12 protein-coding genes and 1 pseudogene are annotated in these 21,945 nt (G+C 72.4%); 1 reads left to right on the plus strand and 12 read right to left on the minus strand.

The genetic code is table 11. From position 1 onward, the window contains the following. Nucleotides 1-3: 3 nt before the first annotated feature. From ACFXGX_RS29380 to ACFXGX_RS29420, 9 genes and pseudogenes are all read right to left on the minus strand, one after another. Nucleotides 4-1,971: an alginate lyase family protein gene (locus ACFXGX_RS29380; protein ID WP_384796714.1), complete on the minus strand. Its 1,968-nt coding sequence runs from the start codon at nt 1,969-1,971 to the stop codon at nt 4-6. After that, the gene (locus tag ACFXGX_RS29385; RefSeq protein WP_384796717.1) at nt 1,968-4,172 is read right to left on the minus strand and encodes a bi-domain-containing oxidoreductase; all 2,205 of its coding nucleotides are present in this window, start codon (nt 4,170-4,172) and stop codon (nt 1,968-1,970) included. The genes ACFXGX_RS29380 and ACFXGX_RS29385 overlap by 4 nt, the downstream gene beginning before the upstream one ends. Nucleotides 4,173-4,197: 25 nt before the next feature. Next, the gene (gene asnB / locus ACFXGX_RS29390) at nt 4,198-6,132 is read right to left on the minus strand and encodes an asparagine synthase (glutamine-hydrolyzing) (protein ID WP_384796720.1); all 1,935 of its coding nucleotides are present in this window, start codon (nt 6,130-6,132) and stop codon (nt 4,198-4,200) included. A 3-nt stretch (nt 6,133-6,135) separates the two neighbouring features. Continuing rightward, complete coding sequence (locus ACFXGX_RS29395; protein WP_384796723.1) at nt 6,136-7,653, minus strand: Wzz/FepE/Etk N-terminal domain-containing protein; 1,518 nt, start codon at nt 7,651-7,653, stop codon at nt 6,136-6,138. After that, on the minus strand, nt 7,650-9,017 hold the full coding sequence (locus ACFXGX_RS29400) for a Wzz/FepE/Etk N-terminal domain-containing protein (protein WP_384796726.1): 1,368 nt from the start codon (nt 9,015-9,017) through the stop codon (nt 7,650-7,652). Before ACFXGX_RS29400 ends, ACFXGX_RS29395 begins: the two co-directional genes overlap by 4 nt. Further along, nucleotides 9,014-10,275, minus strand: a pseudogene (locus ACFXGX_RS29405) (glycosyltransferase family 4 protein). Before ACFXGX_RS29405 ends, ACFXGX_RS29400 begins: the two are co-directional and overlap by 4 nt. After that, nucleotides 10,265-11,581 (minus strand): nucleotide sugar dehydrogenase, encoded by a 1,317-nt coding sequence (locus ACFXGX_RS29410; protein ID WP_384796729.1) that lies wholly within the window; start codon nt 11,579-11,581, stop codon nt 10,265-10,267. The pseudogene ACFXGX_RS29405 and the gene ACFXGX_RS29410 overlap by 11 nt, the downstream one beginning before the upstream one ends. 73 nt (nt 11,582-11,654) lie before the next feature. Continuing rightward, nucleotides 11,655-13,133: a sugar transferase gene (locus ACFXGX_RS29415; protein ID WP_384796732.1), complete on the minus strand. Its 1,479-nt coding sequence runs from the start codon at nt 13,131-13,133 to the stop codon at nt 11,655-11,657. A gap of 909 nt (nt 13,134-14,042) precedes the next feature. Then, nucleotides 14,043-15,284: a magnesium and cobalt transport protein CorA gene (locus tag ACFXGX_RS29420; protein ID WP_384796734.1), complete on the minus strand. Its 1,242-nt coding sequence runs from the start codon at nt 15,282-15,284 to the stop codon at nt 14,043-14,045. A gap of 158 nt (nt 15,285-15,442) precedes the next feature. Between ACFXGX_RS29420 and ACFXGX_RS29425 the strand changes: the two genes are divergently transcribed. Beyond that, entirely contained in the window at nt 15,443-16,549 is a 1,107-nt protein-coding gene (locus tag ACFXGX_RS29425) for a winged helix DNA-binding domain-containing protein (protein WP_384796737.1), read from the plus strand. Nucleotides 16,550-16,699: 150 nt separating this feature from the next. Here ACFXGX_RS29425 and ACFXGX_RS29430 read toward each other — a convergent pair whose 3' ends face one another. The 3 genes from ACFXGX_RS29430 to ACFXGX_RS29440 form a co-directional block, all read right to left on the minus strand. Next, on the minus strand, nt 16,700-17,491 hold the full coding sequence (locus tag ACFXGX_RS29430; protein ID WP_384796740.1) for a S1 family peptidase: 792 nt from the start codon (nt 17,489-17,491) through the stop codon (nt 16,700-16,702). 521 nt (nt 17,492-18,012) lie between these two features. Then, nucleotides 18,013-20,862, minus strand: coding sequence for an ATP-binding protein (locus ACFXGX_RS29435; protein ID WP_384796743.1), 2,850 nt, complete (start codon nt 20,860-20,862; stop codon nt 18,013-18,015). A 164-nt stretch (nt 20,863-21,026) separates the two neighbouring features. Further along, a complete protein-coding gene (locus ACFXGX_RS29440; protein ID WP_384796746.1) occupies nt 21,027-21,878 on the minus strand; it encodes a LuxR C-terminal-related transcriptional regulator in 852 nt (283 codons plus the stop codon). Nucleotides 21,879-21,945: the final 67 nt, after the last annotated feature.

Here is a 21,945-nt window from a genome sequence, read left to right on the forward strand (position 1 = left end):
TCCCTAGCCGTGGAACCTGAGTACGGTGGTGAACCCCTGCGTGCCGTCGGCGACGCCGGTGCCGACCAGCGTCGTGGCGGGTTCCTTGCGCCCGAAGCCGGCGGAGTACCAGCCCAGGGGCGGTTCGCTCTCGCCGCGATGCGCCCGCCAGGTCAGCCGCGCGGGCAGGTCGAGCTCCGCGGAGCGCTCCTCGCCGTCGACGGACCAGATCAGCCGCGCCCGGTTCCCCTCCAGTTCCGCGGTGACCGCCGGGCCGAGGTGGAAGGCCAGGCGTACGTCCCGGTGCGGGCCGCGCACCTCGTCGAAAACGGTCAGCTCCCGGCTCCCGGACGCCAGTTCCACCAGACGGCGGTGCACCGAGTCCTGGTAGCCGTCGTGCTCGGCGCACCAGCGGGACGTTCCTCCGGCCGGGGCGCCGGAGGCGTCCGCGACCAGGACGCGGCTGCGGGCGTGCCGGGTCCACAGGAACGGGCCGCCCGGGACGGACTGGTCACCGCCGTCGAGTTCCAGGGTGTTGTGGCCGAGGGTGGAGCGGAAGTACCGCCGCCACTCGGGCTGCCCGTGGTAGCAGAACGTGCCGGGGTCGGCGAGCACGTCGACCCCGTCGTGCCGGACCTCCACGGACAGCGCGTCGGCGTGGGCGTGCGCGGCGATGGACAGGAATCCGTGCGGACCCCCGTCGCAGCGGACCCAGATCTCCTCCGGCCCGCGCAGGATCGTCATGCCCGCGTCGGCGAAATGGGCGGGCCGTTCCGCGGGCCGGGACACGGCCGGTGCGGTGTCCTTCCTCGCGTACGGCTGGATGAACGCGGCCAGCAGCGGGGTGCGCACGTCGGTGCCGGTCACCGCCGGCCACCAGTCGAGGCGGCCGAACACGGCCTCCCCGGTGCCGAGCAGGGAGGCCCAGCGGTCGGTGCCCGCGCCGTCCACGATCAGACCGTGCCCGTCGTCCGCGTCGCCCTGACGCGGCGGCCGCAGCCGGTTGTCCACGACGGCCGCGAGCGCGTCCGTCATGCGCAGCAGTACGAGCCGGACCGTCGCGGGGACCTGGACGCCCGCAGCGTCCGCCTCGGCCACCGCGGCCAGGCCGAGTTCGAGGACCAGGCCGTGGTACTCGGTGGCCAGCTCGCGGTTGAGGCCGGAGAGGAACGTGTTGCCGCGCAGCTCCCGCTCCAGCGACCGCAGGGCGTCGGAGCGCCAGCGCGCCGAGGAGGGGAACCATCCGAACGCGCAGGCCGCGGCGAACTGCCCGGCGGTCTCGGCGATGACGTGGTTGTTCGCCGAGGACCCGCGGCTGGGGAAGGCGGCCAGCCAGCGCTGGTGGTGCCAGATCTGGTTCAGCGCCACCGGGTTGTCCTCGAAGAGGGCGGCCGCGCCCTGCCAGCCGTCGAGCAGCCGGCGGACCCACACCCAGGACAGCAGCCGGATGCCCAGCTCGATGCCGCTGGTCCAGTGCACCCCGCGCAGCGGCGGGTTGGCCTCCCACCACGACCGCAGATGCCCGGCCACCCGCTCGGCGTACCGCTCGTCCCCGGTGACCGCGTAGGCGGCGGCGAGCACGGTGAGGTACTGGTGCCGGGACGGCTCCCAGATCTGCTTGATGTCCCCGACCGCGTCCTCGTCGCGGTAGGGCACGTCGAAGGCGTACACCTGCGGAGCCCGGCGTCCGGTCTTCGGGTCGAACGACCAGTCGGGGTCGGCCAGGTCGTCGCGTTCCACCCCGAAGAACTCGGCGTGCCCGTCCATCAGCCGGTCCGCCTCGGCGACCAGACGCTTCGCGGCGTCCGGCGGCACCGCGGCGAGAGTCCCCGCGGGCAGCGACGCGGTGAACCGGGCGCCGGTCACGTCCGGGCAGTCCGGTGGCGCCGAACGCCACCGCCGCCTGCGCACCGCGTCGCCCGCCCGGCCGCCGACCTCCCGCGGCCCCATCCGGGACAGGCGGCGCAGGTACCAGCCCGCGCTCATGGTCATCGAGCCGCCGCCAACGTCACCGGCGCGCCGCCGGCCAGGCCGGTCTGCACGGCGAGGGTGGCCGCGGTGGTGGCGACCAGCGACTCCAGCGGTACCGGCATGGGACCGCCGGTCCGAACGGCCTTGACGAACGCGGCCAGTTCGGCCGACTGGCCCTTGTCGCGGGCCTTCGGCAGCCGCGAACTGAGCCACCGCTTGCGGGCGTAGACCGAGGCACGGACGAAGTCGTCGAGCCGCAGCACCTTGCCGTCCGCGACGAGGTCCAGCGTCTCCTTGGGGAAGCCGGGCGCGCCCGTGGTGACGTAACTGATGGTGGCGGTGGACTCGTCCGGGTAGCGCAGGACGATCTGGAGGTCCTCGTTGCCGGACGAGGCGACCGCGTACACGGAGACCGGATCGGCGTCGAGCAGCCAGCTCGCCGTGTCGATGAAGTGTCCGCCCTCGCCCACGAACCGCGAGCCCTCGGCGCCCTGCTGGAGGTACCAGCTTCCCTGCGCCAGCCGGCCCGCGTTGACCAGATAGCGCAGGCTCGCCGGACCGGTCCGGGCGCCGAACTGGCTCTTGGCCTCCTGGAGCAGCGGCGAGAACCGGCGGTTGAAGCCCACCTGGAGCCGGTCGTTGCCGGACTCCTCCACCGCCGCGAGCACCCCGGCCAGCTCCTCCTCGGTGAGGGCCAGCGGCTTCTCCACGAACACGGTCTTTCCGGCGAGCAGGGCCTGCCGGGTGAGTTCGGCGTGCGAGCTGTGCCGGGTGACCACGAACACCGCGTCGATGGACTTGTCGCCGAGCACGGCGTCGAGATCGGTGGTCGCCTCGGCGAAGCCGAACTTCCGCTGCGCGTTGGCCGCGGACAGCGCCGTCGTGGTGACGACCGTCGACAGCTCCACACCGTCGCGCCGCGCCAGATGCGGCAGCAGCATCGACGTCGCGTAGTTGCCAGCGCCGACGAACGCGAGGCGCACCGGCGTCTTCGCGGCCCGGACCGGCGCGGACCCCTCGCCGCCGCTCCGCTTCACCGCGGGCACGGTCAGCACCGGGGCCTTCGCCGGGGTTTCCGTGGTGTCCGTCTCCGCCGCCTGCTCCGGGTACCGGAACAGCACCGCCACGGCCTTCAGTTCGCCTTCCTTCAGGCTCCGGTACGTCTCGACGGCGTCGTCGAAGTCGGCGATGTGGGAGATCAGGGGCTCCACGTCGACGCTGCCGCGGGCGGCGAGGTCGAGGAAGCACGCCAGGTTGCGGCGCTCGGTCCAGCGGACATAGCCGATCGGGTAGTCCCGCCCCTCCAGCTCGTACTCCGGGTCGTAGCGACCGGGTCCGTAGCTGCGGGAGAACCGGACGTCGAGCTCCTTCTCGTAGTACGCGTTCCACGGCAGGTCGAGGCGGCACTTGCCGATGTCGACGACCCGCCCGCGGTCGCGGCAGAGCCGGGCGGCCAGCTCGACGGGCTGGTTGCTGCCGCCGCCGGCCGCCAGGTACACCTGGTCCACGCCGTGGCCGCCGGTGAGTTCGGCGACGGAGTTCTCCACGGCCGCGGAGGAGGGATCGCCGCAGGCCACGGCGCCCAGGCCCTCGGCCAGCTCGCAGCGCGCCGGGTCCGGGTCGACCCCGACGACACGGACGCCCGAGGCGGTGAGGAGCTGCACGACCAACTGCCCGATCAGCCCGAGACCGATGACCAGCGCCACCTCGCCGAGCCGGGACTCGCCCTGGCGGACACCCTGCATCGCGATCGACCCGACGGTGCCGAAGGCCGCGTGCCGCGGCGCGAGACCGTCCGGCACCGGGGCGTAGAGGTTCTTCGGCACCCAGTTCAACTCGGCGTGCAGCGCGTGCTCGTTGCCGGCGCAGGCCACCAGGTCGCCGACCTTCACGTCGTCGATCCCGGCGCCGACCTGCTCGACCACCCCGCACAGTGAGTAGCCGAGCGGTGTGTACGAGTCCAGCTTGCCCATCACCTTGCGGTACGTGGCGGGCACCCCGTTGGTGGCGACGCTCTGCATGACCTTGGCGACCTGGTCCGGCCGGGAGCGGGCCTTGCCCAGCATCGACATGCCGGCCTCGGAGACCTTCATGAGCTCGGTGCCGGTGGAGATCAGCGAGTAGGCGCTCCGGACGAGCACGCCGTCCGGCTTGCATCCCGGCACCGGCACGTCGAGCAGCGCCAGCTCACCGCTCTTGTAGTTCTGTACGACCTGTTTCACCGAAGTCCTCTTGTCTCTACTGTCTCTACGCGTTCACGGGAGAGTGCTGGCCGGCCCCGGAGGTCGCGCCGCGATACCAGTACTCGAGGGTCAGCACATGCCACAGATGCTTGGAGAAGTCCCGCTGCCCGGCGGCGTCCTCGGCGACCATGCGCGCCAGCGCGTCGCGGCGCAGGAGCCCCGACCGGACGAGTTCGCCGTCGTTCACCACCTCGCGCACCAGCGGCGCCAGATCCCGGCTCATCCAGGCCCGCAGCGGGGCGCTGAACAGGCCCTTGGGCCGGTACACGATCTCCCGGGGCAAGACCGAGGAGGCCGCCTCCTTGAGGACGGCCTTGCCCTGCCGTTTGACGATCTTGCGGTCACCGGGCACCGCGAACGCCGCCCGGACCACCTCGACGTCCACGTACGGCACCCGCACCTCGGTCGACGCGGCCATGCTCGACCGGTCCGTGTAGGCGAGGTTCAGGCCCGGCAGGAACATCCGGGCGTCGCCCAGGCACATACGGTTGACGAAGTCGTCGAGGTCGTTGTCCTCGTAGACGTCCGCGTGCTCGGTCAGCACGTCGTCGACGGTCCCGGCCAGGTCCGGATCGATCAGGGCGAGCAACTCGGCCCGGTCGTACATGGTGTAGCTGCGCCGGAACGCGGTCTCCTCCGGCAGATCGGCGAAGGACAGGAACCGCTTCGCGAAGCGCACCGAGCGGTACCCCCGGCGGGCCGAGGCGACCGGCAGCCGGTCCACGGCCGCGGACACGCCGCGCCGCAGGGGCCGCGGGACGCGCTGGTAGCGCAGCGCGATCAGGTTGGCCAGGTGCTTGCGGTAGCCGGCGAACAGCTCGTCGGCACCCATCCCCGAGAGCATCACCTTGACCCCGGCCTCCCGGGCGGCCGAGCAGATCAGGAACGTGTTGATCGCGGCGGGGTCGCCGATCGGCTCGTCCAGATGGTGCGTCATCTGCGGCAGCAGGTCGAGGACGTTCGGGGCGATCTCGATCTCGTGCAGGTCGACGCCGAACTGCTCGGCGACCTGCCGGGCATAGCGCAGGTCGTCCGGCATCGCCTCGAACTTGGCGTCCTCGGCCCGGAATCCGATCGTGTAGGCGGAGATCCCGGGCCGGTCGCGGGCCGCCAGCGCGGTCAGATAGCTGGAGTCGAGCCCCCCGGAGAGGAACGTCGCCACGGGCACGTCGGAGAGCAGATGGCGCCGGGTCGATTCCTCGACGACGGCGGCGATGTCGGGCAGGTCGCCGCTCAGGGCACGCTCCCGGCCCTCGGACGCGACCTCCCGCAGGTTCCAGTACCGGCCGCGCTGCACCCCGCCGTCGGGCCGGAACCGGATCCAGCTCCCCGGCGGCAGCTTCTCCGCCTCACGGAACGCGCACCGCGAGTCCGGCACCCAGTAGTACAGCAGCGACGCCACCAGCGCCGCGTGGTCCACCTCCAGCGACCCGCCGGTCACGGCGGCCAGCGCCTTGAGCTCGGAGGCGAACACGAGACCCCCGCCGCGCCGGAGCAGGAACAGCGGTTTGATGCCGAGCTGGTCGCGGGCGAGCGTCAGTTCACCGGTCCGCTCGTCGAAGACGCCGAACGCGAACATGCCGCGCAGCCGGGGCAGGCAGTCCGTGCCCCAGCGCCGCCATGCCTCCAGCAGCACCTCGGTGTCGGAGGTGCCGCGGAAACGCACCCCCGAGGCCTCCAGCTCGGCACGCAGCTCGGGCGCGTTGTACAGCTCGCCGTTGTACGTCAGGACGAGGCCGCCCGAGACCATCGGCTGGGCGCCGGTCTCGGACAGGTCGATGATGGCCAGCCGGCGGTGCCCGAGGTGTACCTCGCCGTCACCGGCGGGGTGGCTGTAGTGGCCCGCCCCGTCCGGACCGCGGTGGGCGAGCGTCTCGGTGAGCCGGTCGGCCACCGCCTTCCCGTCGGGCCATCGGTAAGTACCCGCGATGCCACACATGTCCTACCGTGCCTCCTGGTCGCTGTCCGGGACGCGGGCCGCCCACATCGGCAGCCGCTCCGCCCGCCGGGCCGGCCCGCTCTGCCGGGCCGCCCGTTCGTCCTGGCCGCGCAGCGCGGTGCTCAGCCCGTCCCACAGCGTGCCGTCGGTCCGGTCCCGCGGATCGGGGTCGATCAGCACGACACCGATCACCGCGATCCGCTGGTCCGCGAGCTGCCGTGCCACGGTGTGCAGCCACGCCGAACTGCCGTGCCCGGCCCGTACGACGAGCACGGTCCGCGTACCGAGGTACTGGAGGTCGGTCCACGCCGTGCCGGGCGCCACCGAGCCGACCCCGACCCTGCGGTCCTGGTGCGGCAGGGCCGCGGCACGTTCGCCGCTGACCACCGTCGGGTCACCCTGCTTCGGGCGGCGCTTGGCGAGCTGGGGGCCCGGCAGACCGTCGACGACGACCACCGGCCCGTCCGCCGCCAGCGCCCTGGCGAGGTCCAGGGCGATCGCGGTGGTGCCGCGCGCACAGCCCAGTTCGAGCAGCGACACCGGTTCCGCGGAGCCGCGCGCGGTGCGCGCCAGCGACGTGGTGAGCCGTTCGCGTGCCACCCGGACCCGTCGGCGCCGCCCCAGCCTGCCCTTCCGGCGGGGCAGTTCGGCGATGACCGAGGCGCCGAGGTTCGACGCGATCTCCCGGCGCAGCACGGGGCGGTCCGCCACGACCGAACCGACGGCGGCCACCGCGAGCCCGAGGACGAGGCCGAGGACTAGTCCGATCGCGCCGTTGGTGGCGGCGGCCTTGGGCAGGGAGTCGCGCACCGCGCTCGGGGCGTCCACGATCTGTGTGCCGGCGATGAGCTGCGGCGTGCCGATGCGCGCCTCGGCGGCGCGCTGGCCGAAGTCGGTGATGCGCGAGGTGAGTTCGGCCCGGCGGGCGAAGAGGGACTCCAGGTCCGCCGACGCCGTCGGCCCGCTCTGCGCCGACGCGTCCCCGATCGCCTTGTTGACCTTGGTGAGTTCGCCCTGCAGGCGGTCACGCTGGTCGAGCAGGGCCTTGGCCTCGGCGTCCGCGGCCGCCCGGATCCGCTTCACGTGGTCCGCGACGAACGCGTCGGCCAGCGCCTTGGCACGGGCCTCCGCCTGCGCGTCGCTGTCACCCGTCACCGTGATCTGCAGCAGGTTGTTGGTCAGCCCGATCCCCGAGTAGTCCCGCATGAAGTCCTCCGGCTTCTCCGAAGAGTGGAGGGACTTCAGGGCCTGGTCGGCGATCCGTGTGGTCTGGAGCAGCGCGACGTCGGTGCGGATCAGCGTCCCGGGGTCGTTCGGCTGGTCCTCCTGGTGCGCGACCAGCACCTTGGTCACCGCGGTCGGCGGCGCCGGCAGCAGGACCGCCACCGCCGCGCCCACGAGCAGCCCCAGCAGACCCGCGGCACACCAGAAGCGGCGCCGTCTGCGCACCGCCACCACCAGTGCCTGCAGGTCCAGCAGCGGAGCGGCGGCCGACGACTCCGTTGTCGTACTCGTCGTCACCCTGAACTTCCCTTCACGTCGTGGCCGACCGCGAGCAACGGCGTGGCCGCGTTCCGGGGACGGCCGGCGGACCGCGCCGGAAGGGCGCGGACCATGCCGGCGAGGACGACGCCGACGACCTCGTGCTTGGCGTCCGCACATGCCTCGGCGATGCCGGCGAGCTCGGCCGCGGTCCAGTTCCCCGGGCTGAGCACGACCAGCGCGCCGGACTCGCTGCCGCGGTCCGGCACCAGAGGCTCGGACACCGAGACGCCCACCATCCGCAGGGCCGGATCGCCCTCGGCCTCGGCGACGAGCCGGCCGGCGGCGAGGCGGGCGGTCTCGTCGCCGTCCGGGACGAGGACCAGCAGCCGCCGGGGGGCGGGCAGCCGGTCCCGCAGACGGGCGCACACACGCTGGTAGCGGATCTGCCTGCTGACCTCGTCACCCGAGGCCTGCGGGGCCGGGATGTCCCAGCGGACGTCCATGCCAAGCAGCCGGCGGATCCCGGAGCGCGACCCACCGCCCTCCGGCCGGTGCCCGGGGCGCTCGGCGGGAACGTCGACCGTGCCCAGCAGCTCCGCGTTCAGCGCCGCGGCGATCTCCGGCTGGGTGCGCAGCCGCCGGCTCACGCGGGCCGCGGTGAGATGGCCGATGACTCCGAGCAGGAAGGACAGCAGCGCCCCGGCCACGACGAGCTGGATCCGTGTCGGCGGTGCCTCGCCGGTGGGGCGGGGGGCCGAGCCCATGACGACCATGTTGGCCTTGCGGGCGGAGGGGTCGGCCTGGTCCAGCTTGTTGATGGCCTCCTGCAGCGTGGTGCGCAGCTTCTCCAGCTCGGTTCGGGCCTGCACGCCCTCCACCGTCTGCCCGGGATCGGCGGCGTCGGCCAGCTCGGTGATGCGCTTGCTGGTCTTCGTCACCGTCTGCTGCAGTGCCTCGCGCTGCGCCGCGGTGTCGGGGTCGGTGTTGTTGTCCGCGACCCGCGCGGCGAAGGTGACGAACTGCCGGGCCACCTGGTCGGCGAGCCGCTGCGCGCGTTCCGGGGTTTCGGCCGTGCCCGAGATCTTGATGATGTTCCCGTCGGCGGTCTTGGCGCTCACCTGGTCGCGCAGGTCGCTCTTGGTGGCCCCGGTCCAGTGGAGCGCGTCGGCCGCCGCGTCGACCACCACCGAACTGGTCGCGATCTCCTGCTGTGTCAGCAGTTCGCGTTCCTCCCAGGCGCCGGGCAGCAGGACCGCCGCCGACGCCGTGTAGCGCGCCGGGAAGAGCAGCGAGGTGCCGTATCCGGCGAGCGCGCCCACCAGGGCGAGCACGGCGAGGAGCCGCCAGCGCCGACGGATGATCCGGCCGATCGTGACCAGGCGTATCGTGTCATCGTTCAACGGTGCGGCCTCCGCCCTGTGCACGTTCCGGGCCGCCCGCCGGAGCGTCGTCGCCGCAGGCCGCGGCGTAGGCGGCGAGCAGGGACGCCTGCGAGTTCCGCCACGAGAGCGGGCCGCTGATCCGTTCCTGGCCGATCTTGCCCATCAGGGCCCGCTTCTCGGGATCGTCCAGCAGCAGCGCGATGAGCCGCGCGAACTCGCCCTCGTCGTTGGCGGGCGCGTAGACGGCGGCGTCACCGGCGGAGACGCGGGCCTCCCTGAGGTCGAACGAGACGAGCGGCCGGCCCATCACCATGTACTCGAGAACCTTGTTCATGGTCGACACGTCGTTGAGCGGGTTGTGCGGGTCGGGGGAGAGGCATACGTCCGCGGTGGACAGGTAGCGCACCAGATCCGCGTCCGGGATACGCCCGGTGAACTGCACCTGATCCGCGAGCCCGAGCTGCCGGGACAGCTCCACCATCGCGTCGAAGGTGTCTCCGCCGCCGACGAACACCGCGTGCCAGTCGGTCCGGCCGACCTCGTCGCGCAGCTTCGCGAGGGCCCGCAAGGCGTAGTCGACGCCGTCCTGCGGGCCCATCACGCCGAGATAGCACAGCAGATGGGGCTTGCCGCGCTTCAGCTCGGGCTCGGGCGGCACGGGGTGGAACCGGTCGATGTCGGGCGCGCTGCGCACCACGAAGACGTCCTCCGGCCGCCGGCCGCCACGGCGTACCGCGGTGTCCTTGTAGCTCTCGTTCGTGGCGAGCACGACGTCCGCGGCCCGGTAGGTCATCCGTTCCAGCGCGCACACGCCGCGGTAGAGCAGGTCCTCGCCGCGGTCGAACCGCGAGAGGTACAGCTCGGGCACCAGGTCGTGCTGGTCGAAGACGAACCGCGCTCCGCGCCGCTTCAGCCACCGGGCCGGCAGGAACAGGAGGTCGGGCGGATTGCAGGCGTGCACCACGTCGACCGGGCCGATCTTCCGGGCCAGTCGCATGGTGTGCCACAACGCCGATCCGTACTCCCGCAGATAGCCGGCCGGTCCGCCGGTGGCGGCGCGCAACGGGTAGCGGTGGATCCGCACCCCGTCGATCACCGCCTCCGGCTCCGTGTCCCGCTTACTGCCCTGGGGACAGATGACGTGCACCGTCCAGCCCGCGTCGCGCAGGGTCGTGCATTCCTGCCACACCCGTCGGTCGAACGGCACCGACAGGTTCTCCACCAGGATCAGCGCGCGCCGGCTTGGCCGGTCGCCGCTGGTCGAGTCACCAAGCAAGGCCCATGTATCCCGGTTCGGCCCGGCGCGTGTCGGCGTCGGGGAGGTGGATGAGATCGACGATCACCGGACCGTCACCGTGGGGCAGCGCCGACAGCACGGCCGGGTCCTTCGTCCCGACCAGGCACACCTCGGCGTGTTCGAGCACCTCGTCGACGGAGTCGGCGAGAAGCTGCGCGAGGTGCGGCAGCCGGGTCTCGATGTACTCGCGGTTCGCGCCGAGCAGCCGGGAAAGGCTCACGTTGGCGTCGTGGATCCGCAGGTCGTACCCCTTGCCGAAGAGCCGCTCCGCCAGTTCGACGAGCGGGCTCTCGCGGAGGTCGTCGGTGCCGGGCTTGAAGGACAGCCCGAACAGGCCCACCTTGCGCTTGCCGGTGCGCTCGACCATCTCCACCGCACGCTGCAGATGGTCGGAGTTGGAGGGCAGCACGTGGGACAGGATGGGCACCGACACGTCGGCCCGCTGCGCCGCGTGGACCAGGCTCCGCAGGTCCTTGGGCAGGCACGAGCCGCCGAAGGCGAAGCCGGGCCGCAGGTAGGCGGGGCTGATGTTCAGCTTGCGGTCGGCCAGGAACACGTCGATCACCTGGTGCGAGTCCACCCCGAGCGCCTGGCACACCGCGCCCAGCTCGTTCGCGAAACCGATCTTGAGGCCGTGGAACGCGTTGTCCGCGTACTTGATCGCCTCCGCCACCGGGATCGGCACCCGGAACACCTCGCCGGGCAGGCCCTCGTACAGAGCCGCCACCACGTCGCCGCTCGCCGCGTCGAGTTCGCCGATGACGGTCTTCGGCGGGTCGAAGAAGTCCCGCACGCTCGTGCCCTCGCGCAGGAACTCCGGGTTGACCGCGACCCCGACGTCCACGCCGGCCGTTCCGCCGACGTACTTCTCCAGGATCGGCAGCAGCAGGTTCAGGCAGGTGCCCGGGAGCATGGTGCTGCGGAACACGACGGTGTGCCGGCCGCCCCGCTCGGCCAGCGCGGCACCGATCTCCTCGGTGACCCGCTCCAAGTATGTTGTGCACAGGCTGCCGTTGGGCTCCGAGGGCGTGCCCACGCAGATCAGCGACACCTCGCTGTCCGCGATCGCCTCACGGACGTCGGTGGTGGCGCGTAAGGCCCCGCTCCCCACGACGTCGGCGACGAGCTCGCCGATCCCCTCCTCGACCACCGGGGCCTTGCCGTCGTTGACCAGGTCGACCTTCACCTGGTTGACGTCGACGCCGATGACCTCGTGGCCCTGGCCGGCCAGGCACGCGGCCGACACACAGCCCACGTAACCGAGCCCGAAAACGCTGACCTTCATGACCCGTTCCTCCCCCAGGGCAGACCCTTGCGGCCTGCCGTACACGCGCCTGCCGGACGACACCCTCCGCGCATCAATAGGCCCCCTGCCCGTAGAGCACCGCACGCAGCGTCTTCCACAAGATCACTGTGTCCAGGGCGAGCGACCAGTCCTCGACGTACCGCAGGTCCAGCCGCACCGCCTCCTCCCACGACAGGTCGCTGCGTCCGCTGATCTGCCACAGGCCGGTGAGCCCGGGTTTGACCAGCAGCCGCCGCCGGATGTCCGGGCCGTACGCGGCGGACTCCTCCGGTAGCGGAGGCCGCGGACCGACGAGCGACATCGATCCGGCCAACACGTTGAAAAGCTGCGGGAGTTCGTCGAGCGAGTACCGGCGCAGCACCGCTCCGACCCGGGTCACCCGCGGATCCCGGCGGACCTTGAACAGCAGTCCGGCGCCCTCGTCGAGGCCGGCCAGCTCCGCACGTGCCTTGTGGGCCCCGGAGACCATGGTGCGGAACTTGAGAATCGTGAACTCGCGGCCGTTCTTGCCGACGCGGCGCTGGCGGTAGAACGCCCCGCCCCGGCTGTCCAGCAGCACGAGAAGGCCGACGAGCACCATCAGCGGCGCGAACAGTAACAACAGGACGGTCGCGCCCAGCCGGTCGACGACCACCTTGACCGCTCGGCGGCCGCCGGTGAAGGTCGGCATGCTGACCCGCAGCAGCGGGATCCCGAGCACCGCGTCGACGTGCAGCCGCGGACCGGCCACCTCCATCAGCACGGGGGCCACGACCATCTCCGCGTCGCTGCCCTCCAGGTTCCAGGCCAGCCGCTGCAGCCGGTCCGGCGACCAGTGCGGGTCCGGGGTGACCGCGACGACGCGGTAGCCGTCGCGGTGCACATGGTTCGCGACGTCCGCCAGCCGGCCGACGACCGGCACCCCGTCGAGGTGGTCACCGTCGAAGCCGTGACCGTCGGTCGTGCAGACGGCCTCCACCCGCCAGCCGAGGTGCGGGAACTTGCGGGTGCGGCTGACCAGATCGCGCACGGTGGCCGGGCTGCCGGCGGCGAGCACCGGTCGCAGACACCGGCCTTCCTTCCGCTGCTTGTGCAGCCACAGCCGCAGCAGATAGCGCACGGTCATGGTCACGATCGCGATCGCGGGGATCGCGACGAAGATCCAGAGTTTGATGTTGCGCGAGGTGAGGGCGATCCCGCCGAGCGCCAGGACCACGGTCGCCGCGAACAGCGAGCGTCCCAGCCGGCGGAATTCCTCCGCGCCCTGGCCTAAGACGGCCGGGGCCCATGAACGGCTCACCGCCAGTGCCCCCAGCACCAGCAGCTCGGTGCCGAACGCGAGGATGCCCCACTTCTCATGCCAGTTGGCCGCGTCCCGGGCGCCGAAGAAGTTGCCGATGGACGCCACCACGAAGGCCGTGGCGACCATGTCGCTGGTGATCACGGTCCGGCGGTACCGCTGCTCCCAGTCGGTCGCAGGCTGATGCATCGCCCCGTCCGTCAGACGCTCGCGCGCAGACGGAAGCGGACGTACTAGTCCCCCTTGCCGCACAGAACCCCCCAGGTTCCAGTGGTTCGACGTGTTCGCCTAACACTGTTTCTCGCCCCGGGAGGCACCCCCGCCCCCCGCGCCGCGCCGCGCTGTTCCTCCCCCGGGAGGCCCCCGCCTCCCGCGCCGCGCTGTGTGTCCGGAAACCCGTCGAGAACCCGGGTGCTCCCCGCACCCGAACCCTTCAGGGCTGCAAGGACCGACCACCCCCACGTCTGGCGTCGAGGAGGCCAATGCTGGCATTCCTGGCGCCGGACCTATAGATCATTATTGGTCGCCTCATGTCCGAACAGCTGAAGCACGGTCAATCTAGACCATCAGGGCCGGTATGAAGAGGGGGATGTGTGGAATTTGTGTCCAAGATTTGGTGCCGGTTCCGCCGACGGTTGTCCCCCTCCGGGCGCTTTGATCCCACCGTGCCCTTGAGCAGCACTTCCGTGGACGGCTGGGCGAAGTCGATCGACGAGCCTCAACAGGCCTTCCACAGCGCACAGTTCGGCAAACCGGCCGATGCGGAACCGTCCTCCTCGCCGTTGCTCGGAGCCGGTCGCGCCGCTGGACGGCGACGTACAGGCTCGTGCACACCTCCGTCATCAGGGCGATCGCGGGGATGACCCAACATCCGTTGCAGCGGCGGTACATGACGAAAGTTCATGTCGCGCAACCCCTCGTGCTCCCCGAGTTCTCCTCAGGGAGCGGCCCTTTCCTTCTGCTGGGAGCCGTCCTGCCGACGGCGGCCAGGTGGCAACCGGGGGAGTCGCTTTGGCGTGACCAAGAATGATCCAACTGGCCGCCAAACGGCCGGGGTTGGTCGGGTTGTCCGTTGACGGTGATGACCGTGGCCGGATTTGATCTTGTCTTCGTAGAGCGCGAAGCGCGATGAAGTGCTGAGTGCGGTGCGGTGCGCGGGGCCTAGAGCCAGTCCCTTCGCTTGAAAATCACGTAGAGACTGGCACAAACAACCCCCATCAAGCCGATCGCGAAGGGGTATCCGAAGGTCCAGCCCAGCTCCGGCATGTTCTCGAAGTTCATGCCGTAGATCGTTCCTACGAGTGTCGGGGCGAACAGGATGGCCGCCCAGGACGAGATCTTCTTGATCTCCTCGTTCTGTTCGAAGCCGGCCTCCGCCAACGCCCGCATCTCGGCGTTCTGTTGCTGGGTGACGAGCGTCGCGTTGACCGTGAGGATGTCGGTGAGGGCCTGGCGGAATCCGTCCACCCGCTCGCTGGTGTGCGTGACGTGGTCGGCGACGTCGCGGAGGTAGCGCTGGAGCTCCTCGTCCGTGCGGTACTTGGCGAAGCCGGCCATCAGGCTGTGCAGCATGCCGACCAGCGGGCGGGTGGCGCGCTGGAACTCGACCATCTCGCGGGAGAGTTCGTAGATACGGCGGGACACCGCGGGGTCGCCGCGGAAGACCTCGGTCTCGATCTCGTCGATGTCGTTCTGGACGCCGGAGACCACCGGGACGTAACCGTCGACGACGGAGTCGAGGATCGCGTAGAGGACGGCCTCCGGGCCGAGCCGCAGCAGTTCCGGACTGCCCTCCATGCGGCGGCGCACCGCCGAGAGGTCCGGCGCCGCGCCGTGCCGGACCGTGATCACGAAGTCCGGTCCCACGAACACGTGCAGCTCGCCGAAGTCCACCTCCTCGGCCGCGTCCAGATAGCGGGCGGCGCTCAGGACGACGAAGAGGGTCTCCCCGTAGCGTTCCAGTTTCGGACGCTGGTGTGCCTCCATCGCGTCCTCGACGGCCAGCGGATGCAGATCGAACTCGGCCGCCAGTGAATGGAGTTCGGCCGCCGTCGGACGGGCCAGGCCGATCCACGCCATGCCGTCCGGCTGCTCGCGCAGCTCGCGGAAGGTCTCGGCCAGCGACGCGGGCGTCGACACCCGTACCCCGTCGCGGTACAGCGCGGACTGGACGACGCTGACGACCTCGGTGGGCTCCGGCGCGGGAGGCGCCTCCCGCGCCGGCGCGTGCCGAGGGGGCGGCGCGGACGGCGGAGTCAGGGCGCGCCGCCAGAACGGCCTCCGCTCGGCCCCGGTGCCCTTCCGGCCCCCGGGGCTCGCGGGGCCGTTCGCCTCCCCGGAGCCGTCCGTGTCCCCCGGGCCCCTCCGGTCATCCGAGGCTGAGCGGGCGCGTCGCTCGGACATCGCGGCTGCCTCCAGGGTCGAACGTACGTCTGCGCGATCTCCGAGCAGGATATACGGGGCAAACGCCGCGCGTACCGTCACCGGCCGGAGATCCGGGAGGCGTGCCGGGTGGGAGTTGCGGACAGGGGGTGTCCGCGAGTGGGGTTAGCGTGCCGGGTATGACGAAGACGACCGCGACGGCCCCCGTGCTCGGCACCCGCGCCCTCAACCGCGCGACCCTCGACCGTCAGCTCCTGCTGCGCCGCTCCCCGATGGCCGCGACGGCCGCCGTCGAGCACCTCCTCGGCCTCCAGGCGCAGAACGTGAAGCCGCCGTACTACGCCCTCGCGGCCCGCCTGCACGGCTTCCGGCCCGAGCACCTGTCGACGGCCATGGAGGCGCGCGACGTCGTCCGCATCGTCACCATGCGCTCCACCATCCACACGCACACCGCCGACGACGCCCTCACCCTGCGTCCGCTGGTCCAGGCCGCCCGCGACCGGGAGCTCGGCCAGTTCCGCAAGGGGCTCACCGGCGTCGACCTGGACCGGCTCGCCGCGATCAGCCGCGAGCTGGTGGAGGCCGAACCGCGCACCATGAAGCAGCTCCGCGAGGCACTGCTCGCCCAGTGGCCGGAAGCCGACCCGTTCGCGCTCTCCGTCGCGGCCCGCTGCACCCTGCCCCTCGTCCAGGTCACCCCGCGCGGTCTGTGGGGCCGCAGCGGCCAGGTCGCCCTCACCACCGCGGAGCACTGGCTGGGCCGCCCCGCCGAACCCGCCCCCGCGCCCGACGCGACCGTGCTGCGCTATCTCGCCGCCTTCGGCCCCGCCTCGGTCAAGGACATGCAGACCTGGGCCGGCCTGACCCGGCTCCGCGAGGTCTTCGAGCGGCTCCGGCCCGCTCTGGCGGTGTTCCGCGACGAGAACGGAGTGGAGCTCTTCGACCTGCCCGACGCGTCCCGGCCCGACCCGGACACCCCCGCCCCGCCCCGCTTCCTGCCCGAGTTCGACAATCTGCTGCTGTCCCACGCCGACCGCTCCCGGGTCGTCCCCGCGGACCTCAAGGGGCGTACGTGGCAGGGCAATCAGGCCTACCGCACCCTGCTCGTCGACGGTTTCGTGTCCGGCCTGTGGAAGCTGGAGGAGGGCGCGCTGGTCGTCGAACCCTTCGGCAGTCTCACCGGGGCGCGGCGGGACGAGGTCACCGCGGAGGGGGAGCGGATGCTCATGGCGATGCACGCCGGAGAGGAGTACGACATCCGGTTCGGCACGGTCGCACGGCCCTGAGATGCCGGCGGACGGGGGGCGCCGCGGGGAAGCCGTCCGCCGACAGGTATGAGGGGTGTGTCCTTGGATGAGGGGCGTTGCGGACCGCTCGTGGAGGCTCGCAACGCCCCTCGGCTCTTACCTGAGGGGTACTCAGGAGTTCATCGTTTCCTACGAGTTGACCTGCTCGGTCACCAGGCTGGAGAACGTCGTCAGGCGGGTGTACACGCCCGGATAGCCGGCCTCCGCGCAGCCCTCTCCCCAGGAGGTGATGCCGGCCAGCACACCGTTGATGAGCAGCGGGCCGCCGCTGTCTCCCTGGCAGGTGTCGACGCCACCGGCGTCGTAGCCGGCGCAGACCATGTCGGAGGCCACGTAGTTGGAGCCGTACGAGGCCGCGCAACTGGAGTCCGACACGATCGGGACGGTCGCGGTGCGGAGCTGGTTGGAGGACGTGCCGTTCTCCGAGGTGGTGCCCCAGCCGACGATGCGGGACTCGGTGCCGGTCGCGTACAGGCCGGTGTCGGAGCCCGACACGTACGGTGCCGGGGTGTACGGCATCGACGTGGACAGAGTCAGCACGGCCACGTCGTCGCCGTCGGTGGCGTCGGTGTAGTCGGGGTTGATCCAGATCTTGCTGACCGTGCTGACGGTGCCGTCCGTGCCGTTGAGGAAGGTCCTCCCGCCCACCACACGGACGCTGCTGGTGGTCTCGCCCGACATGCAGTGGGCCGCGGTCACGACCTTGTCGGCGGCGACGAGGGTGCCGCCGCAGAACTGGTTCTGCCTGGCGTCGGTGATCTGCATCATGAACGGGTACGCGGTCGTCGTGGTCGTCGTGCCGCCGACGATGGGCTGGGGAACGGCGGCGGCGGACGGGGCGCCGAGCAGCGTGGTCGCGGCTGCCACGGCGGTCGCCGCACAGAGGGCTGCGCTGTTCTTGAGGCGGATGAGCCCGAACATCGGTCTCCTTGAAAGTTGCCGGTGGGGGGACGCGCGGGTGTGTGTGGGGGAGTCACGACGCCTCTGGATGGGGTGTCGTAGGCCCGAGCGAGCGGCACGCCCACACGCTAGGGGGTGTGACCGCTCTCCCCCAATGAGGGAACCCCCTAGTGGAGACGGGGGAGGGAAAACCCTTGCGGGGCGCGGGCCGTGTTTGACGCGGGCGCCGGACGGCCGGTCCCGGCCGGGGAGTCCCGCCCGTCCGGCGCACGTTCACCCGAAGGAGTCACCCAGCAGCCATACCGCCCTGGCCGGGAGCTCTACCGGTGTCGGCCGGAGCGTCACCGTTCCGGCCCGCAGTCTCACCGGTCCGGCCGCTTCCGGCGTGCCCCGCGTCACCGTTTCGGCCCGCACCGCCGCCTCCGGGCCCGCACCGCCGCCTTCGGGCCCGCGCGGCTTCCGACGGCCACCGCCTCCGTCCCGGTGTCCCCACCCGGCAGGGCGGCTTCCCCCTCCCCCCCCCCGCATGGGCCGGGGGAGCGTCAGTCGGGCCTGCGTTCCGCCGCCAGCCGCACGATGTCGACCCGCGACCGAATCCCCAGCTTCCGGTACACCCGGGTGAGCGTGGCCTCGACGGTCTTGACGCTGATGAACAGGCGCCCGGCGATCTCACGGTTGGTGGCGCCCTCCATGACCAGGGCGGCGACCTGACGCTCGGTGGCCGCGAGGGTGTCGAGGGCGGCGGGGGCGAGGGGCGGCGCGGCCGGCGGGTGCGCGGCGGCCGACTCGACCTGCCGGAGCCAGGGCAGCGCGCGGCACCGGCGGAACAGCCGGGCCGCCTCGTCGTAGGAGGTGGGTCCCGGCACGGACGTACCGCCCGCCCGAGCGGACCCGGGAGCGTGCGGGAAGGTGCGCAGCCCGGCGAGGGCGTACGCGGCACGGGCCTCCTCCAGGCCGTAGCCCAGCTTGCCCAGGCGGTCCTGCGCGGAGGCCAACTGGCGCTCCGCGGGTCCCTGTTCGCCACGCGTGGCCCGGACCAGCGCCTCGGCGCGGTCGAGCACGGCGAGCACGCTCTCGCGCTCCAGCCGCAGCGCGCGCCTGCGGGTCACGTCGATGACATCCTGCGCCTCGGCGGTCTCGCCGATCCTGACCAGGGCCTCGGCGAGGTCCCCGTGCCAGCGGCCCCGGGCGGGGTCGATGACACCGAGGCTCTCCTCCAGCTCCCGGACCCGGCGCAGGGAGTGGACCGCGGCCGCAGCGTCCCCGGCGACGAGCTGGGCGTGCCCGAGGGCGCCGAGGGCGCGGGAGAGGTAGACCAGGTCGCCGTCCTCCTCGGCGCGGTCCACGGCCTCGTGGGCGAGCGAGAGCGCGCGGCCCACGTCACCGCCGGCCGCCTCGGCGAGGGAGGTGAACATGGCGGTGGCCGCCTCGCCGATGCCGGTGTCGCGGGCCAGCCGCAGGCTCTCCCGGGCCAGGTCGAGGGCGCGGCCGCAGTGACCGGAGCGCAGTTCGGTCTCGGCGAGGCCGCGCAGGAAGTGCAGTTCGCTCTCGACCATGCCGCGCCGCTGCACCTCGCGCAGCAGCGCGGTGATGGCGGTGCGGGCCTCGGCGAGCCGGTCGCCCATGATGAGCCAGCGGAAGCGGGCGGCGCCGGCCCCGTTGTGGTCGCAGGCGACCCGCGGGTCCTGGGGCTCGCGCATGGCCCGCTGGATGGTCGAGGGCGCGTCCGCGTGTCCCATCAGGGTCTCCATCTGCGCCTGGAAACCGAGCGCGAGGAGTTCGGTGCGCCGGTCGCCGGCGCGCGCCGCGAGCCGGGCGGCCCGGGCGGCCTCCTCGCGGGCCTTGGTCATCTCGCCGTCCATGAGCAGCGCACGCCAGGCGAGCTGGTAGCGGACGAGGGCGACGAGGCCGGGGTCGTCGCCCGCGTCGGCGAGCGCCTGCGGGAAGACGGCGTCGATCTCGGCCATGGCCTGTCCGGCGGAGTCGACGACGACCATCCAGGCCCGGACCCGTTCGGCGGGGGCGGTGGCTCGTGACAGCACCTGGCGGGCGATGTCCCGGGCGAGGTCCGTCTCCCCGGCCGTCAGCGCGTCCTCGGCCGCCTGGAGGCGCCGTTCGTCCGCGCCCGGCCGGGTGCCGGCCGGGGTGTGCCGGGCGGCGAGCAGTCCGAGTCCGACGGCGACGGAGGGAGCGCCGCGGTCACGGGCGGCGGCCGCGGCCTCGCCGAGCCGGTCGGCGACCGCGGGGTCCGTGCCGGTGGTGGCCAGCGCGAGGTGCCGGGCCCGTTCGATGGGATCGGAGGCCGCGCGGGACAGGGCGGAGTGCGCGGCGCGCCGCTCCTGCGCGTCGGCCTCCGCGTACAGGGCGGCCGAGACCAGGGGGTGCGCGAAACGGATGCCCGGTGTCTCGCGTTCGGTGGCGAGAAGCCCGAGGGCGGTGGCCGAGGCCGTCTCCGCCTCCGCGTTCTCCCGGCCCGCTGCGTGCAGCAGGGCCAGGGTCGGGCGGGCGCCGGCGCTCACCACGAGCAGGGTGCGGCGGGCCTCGGCGGACAGCATGTCCAGACGGCTGAGGACGAGCGCCCGCAGTGACGTCGGTACGGGGAGCGGTTCGCCCGGGCTCGGCCGGGTCGGCGACTCGGCGAGGGCGCGGCCCAGTTCCAGAGCGAACAGCGGATTGCCGCCGCTGGTGCGGTGGATGTCGCGCACGGTGGAGCGCGGCAGACCGGTGTAGCCGCGCTGGGCGAGGAGTTCGGCCACTTTGGCGCGGGCCAGCGGGGCGACCCGCAGGGCCAGGGTCTCCGGGACGGACGCGCGGAGAAAGTGGTCGTGGTCCTGTGCCTGGGGCTCGGTCTCCGTACGGACCGCGGTGAGCATGCGGACCGGTGTGCCGCCGAGCCTGCGGGCGGCGAAGCCGAGGAGTTCGGCGCTGGCCGGGTCGAGCCACTGGAGGTCGTCGGCGACGATCAGCACCGGCCCGCGCGCGGCGAGGGCGCGGAACGCCGACAGCACCGCGAGCCGCAGTGCCAGACCGTCGCGCTGGAGGGTGGACTCACCGCGGCCGGTGAGCGCCGATTCCAGGGCGGTGCGCTGCGGGGCGGGCAGCCGGTCGGCTATCTCGTCGACGACCAGACCGAGGAGGTCGGCCAGCGCGAGGAAGGGGAGATGGGATTCGGACTCGGTGGCCGAGCAACGCAAGACGGTCCGCGCCGATTCGGCGCATTCGGCGGCCAGCGCCCGCAGTACGGTCGACTTTCCTATTCCCGCGGGCCCGTGGACGAGCACACTGCCACCGTCGGAGAGCTGCTCGCGTGCCGCGGCGAAGAGTTCCTCCCGGCCGATGACCAGGTCGGGGCGCGGTCTCGCAGGTTCCCTGAAGTCCCCTCGCACGGTCACCGCTCCCCTCGTGTGTCGTGTCCTGGCCAATATTAGGCAACGTCTCTTTGAATTTCGGACAGTCCGGGTGGTGAGGGAAATAACAGATGGTACGCATACGTCATTTCACGGTCCGGACGATTGGATGAAGGGTCCCGCGGCGGGCGACCGCGGCGGGCGGTCGGCTAGGGCAGCACCCCCGCCCGGCGCGCGGCGACGACGGCCTCCAGACGGGTGTGCGCCCCGAGCCGGCGCATCGCCGAACGCAGGTACCCCTTCACGGTCTCCGGACGGAGCCCGAGCCGCTCGGCGGCGGCCGCGTTGGTCGCTCCCGCCGCGACACAGGCGAGGACGTCCACCTCGCGCGGAGCAAGGACGACCGCGTGCACCACGCCCTCGGACGGGGCCGCCGCGTCGGCCAGCCTGCCGCACACGGAGAGCAGTTCGGCCCGCAGCCCCGGGTCGGCGATCCGCGGTGCCAGCGCCCGCAGTGTCCCGTGCGCCTCGCGCACCTCTTCCCAGGCCGCGTCACCCGTCGCTTCCGGCGCCGGGCCGGGCTCGCGGACCACGGCCAGCAGCTCGTGCGCCGCGTCCCTGACGACCAGCGCCTGTTCCACGTCCCGGGCCGCGGCGACAGCCGCCCCCAGCGTGCGGTCGCCCAGCGGCTGGGCCGTCCGCAGGGCGCCGTACAGCACACCGCGCACCCGGCGCCGTACGACGACGGGTACCGCGAGGACGGAACACAGCCCCTCCGTCGCCACCGCCATGTCGTACTCGTGGCTGATCTGCCGCGAGGCCGGATAGTCGCTCACCGCGCAGGGCCGGGCGAGGGCCACCGCCTTGCCGCCCAGGCCGTTGCCGGACGAGACCGCGAGCGCGCTCAGCGCGGGCGTCGCCGTACCGCTCAGCTCGCTGATGCGCACCAGCCGCCCGCCGGAGTCGACCAGGCCACCGAAGGCCACCGGCAGCCCCGTGGCGCGCCGCAGCCGCACCAGCGCGGCGCGCACTTCCACCGACTCGGCCGTGTCCGCTGCCACCTGCTCGTCCCTTCATCGCGGGGCACCCCCGTTCGGGGGTGGTGAGACCTGCATCACGGAATACACG

It is taken from the genome of Streptomyces sp. NPDC059371, from assembly GCF_042751995.1.
Classification (GTDB): domain Bacteria; phylum Actinomycetota; class Actinomycetes; order Streptomycetales; family Streptomycetaceae; genus Streptomyces.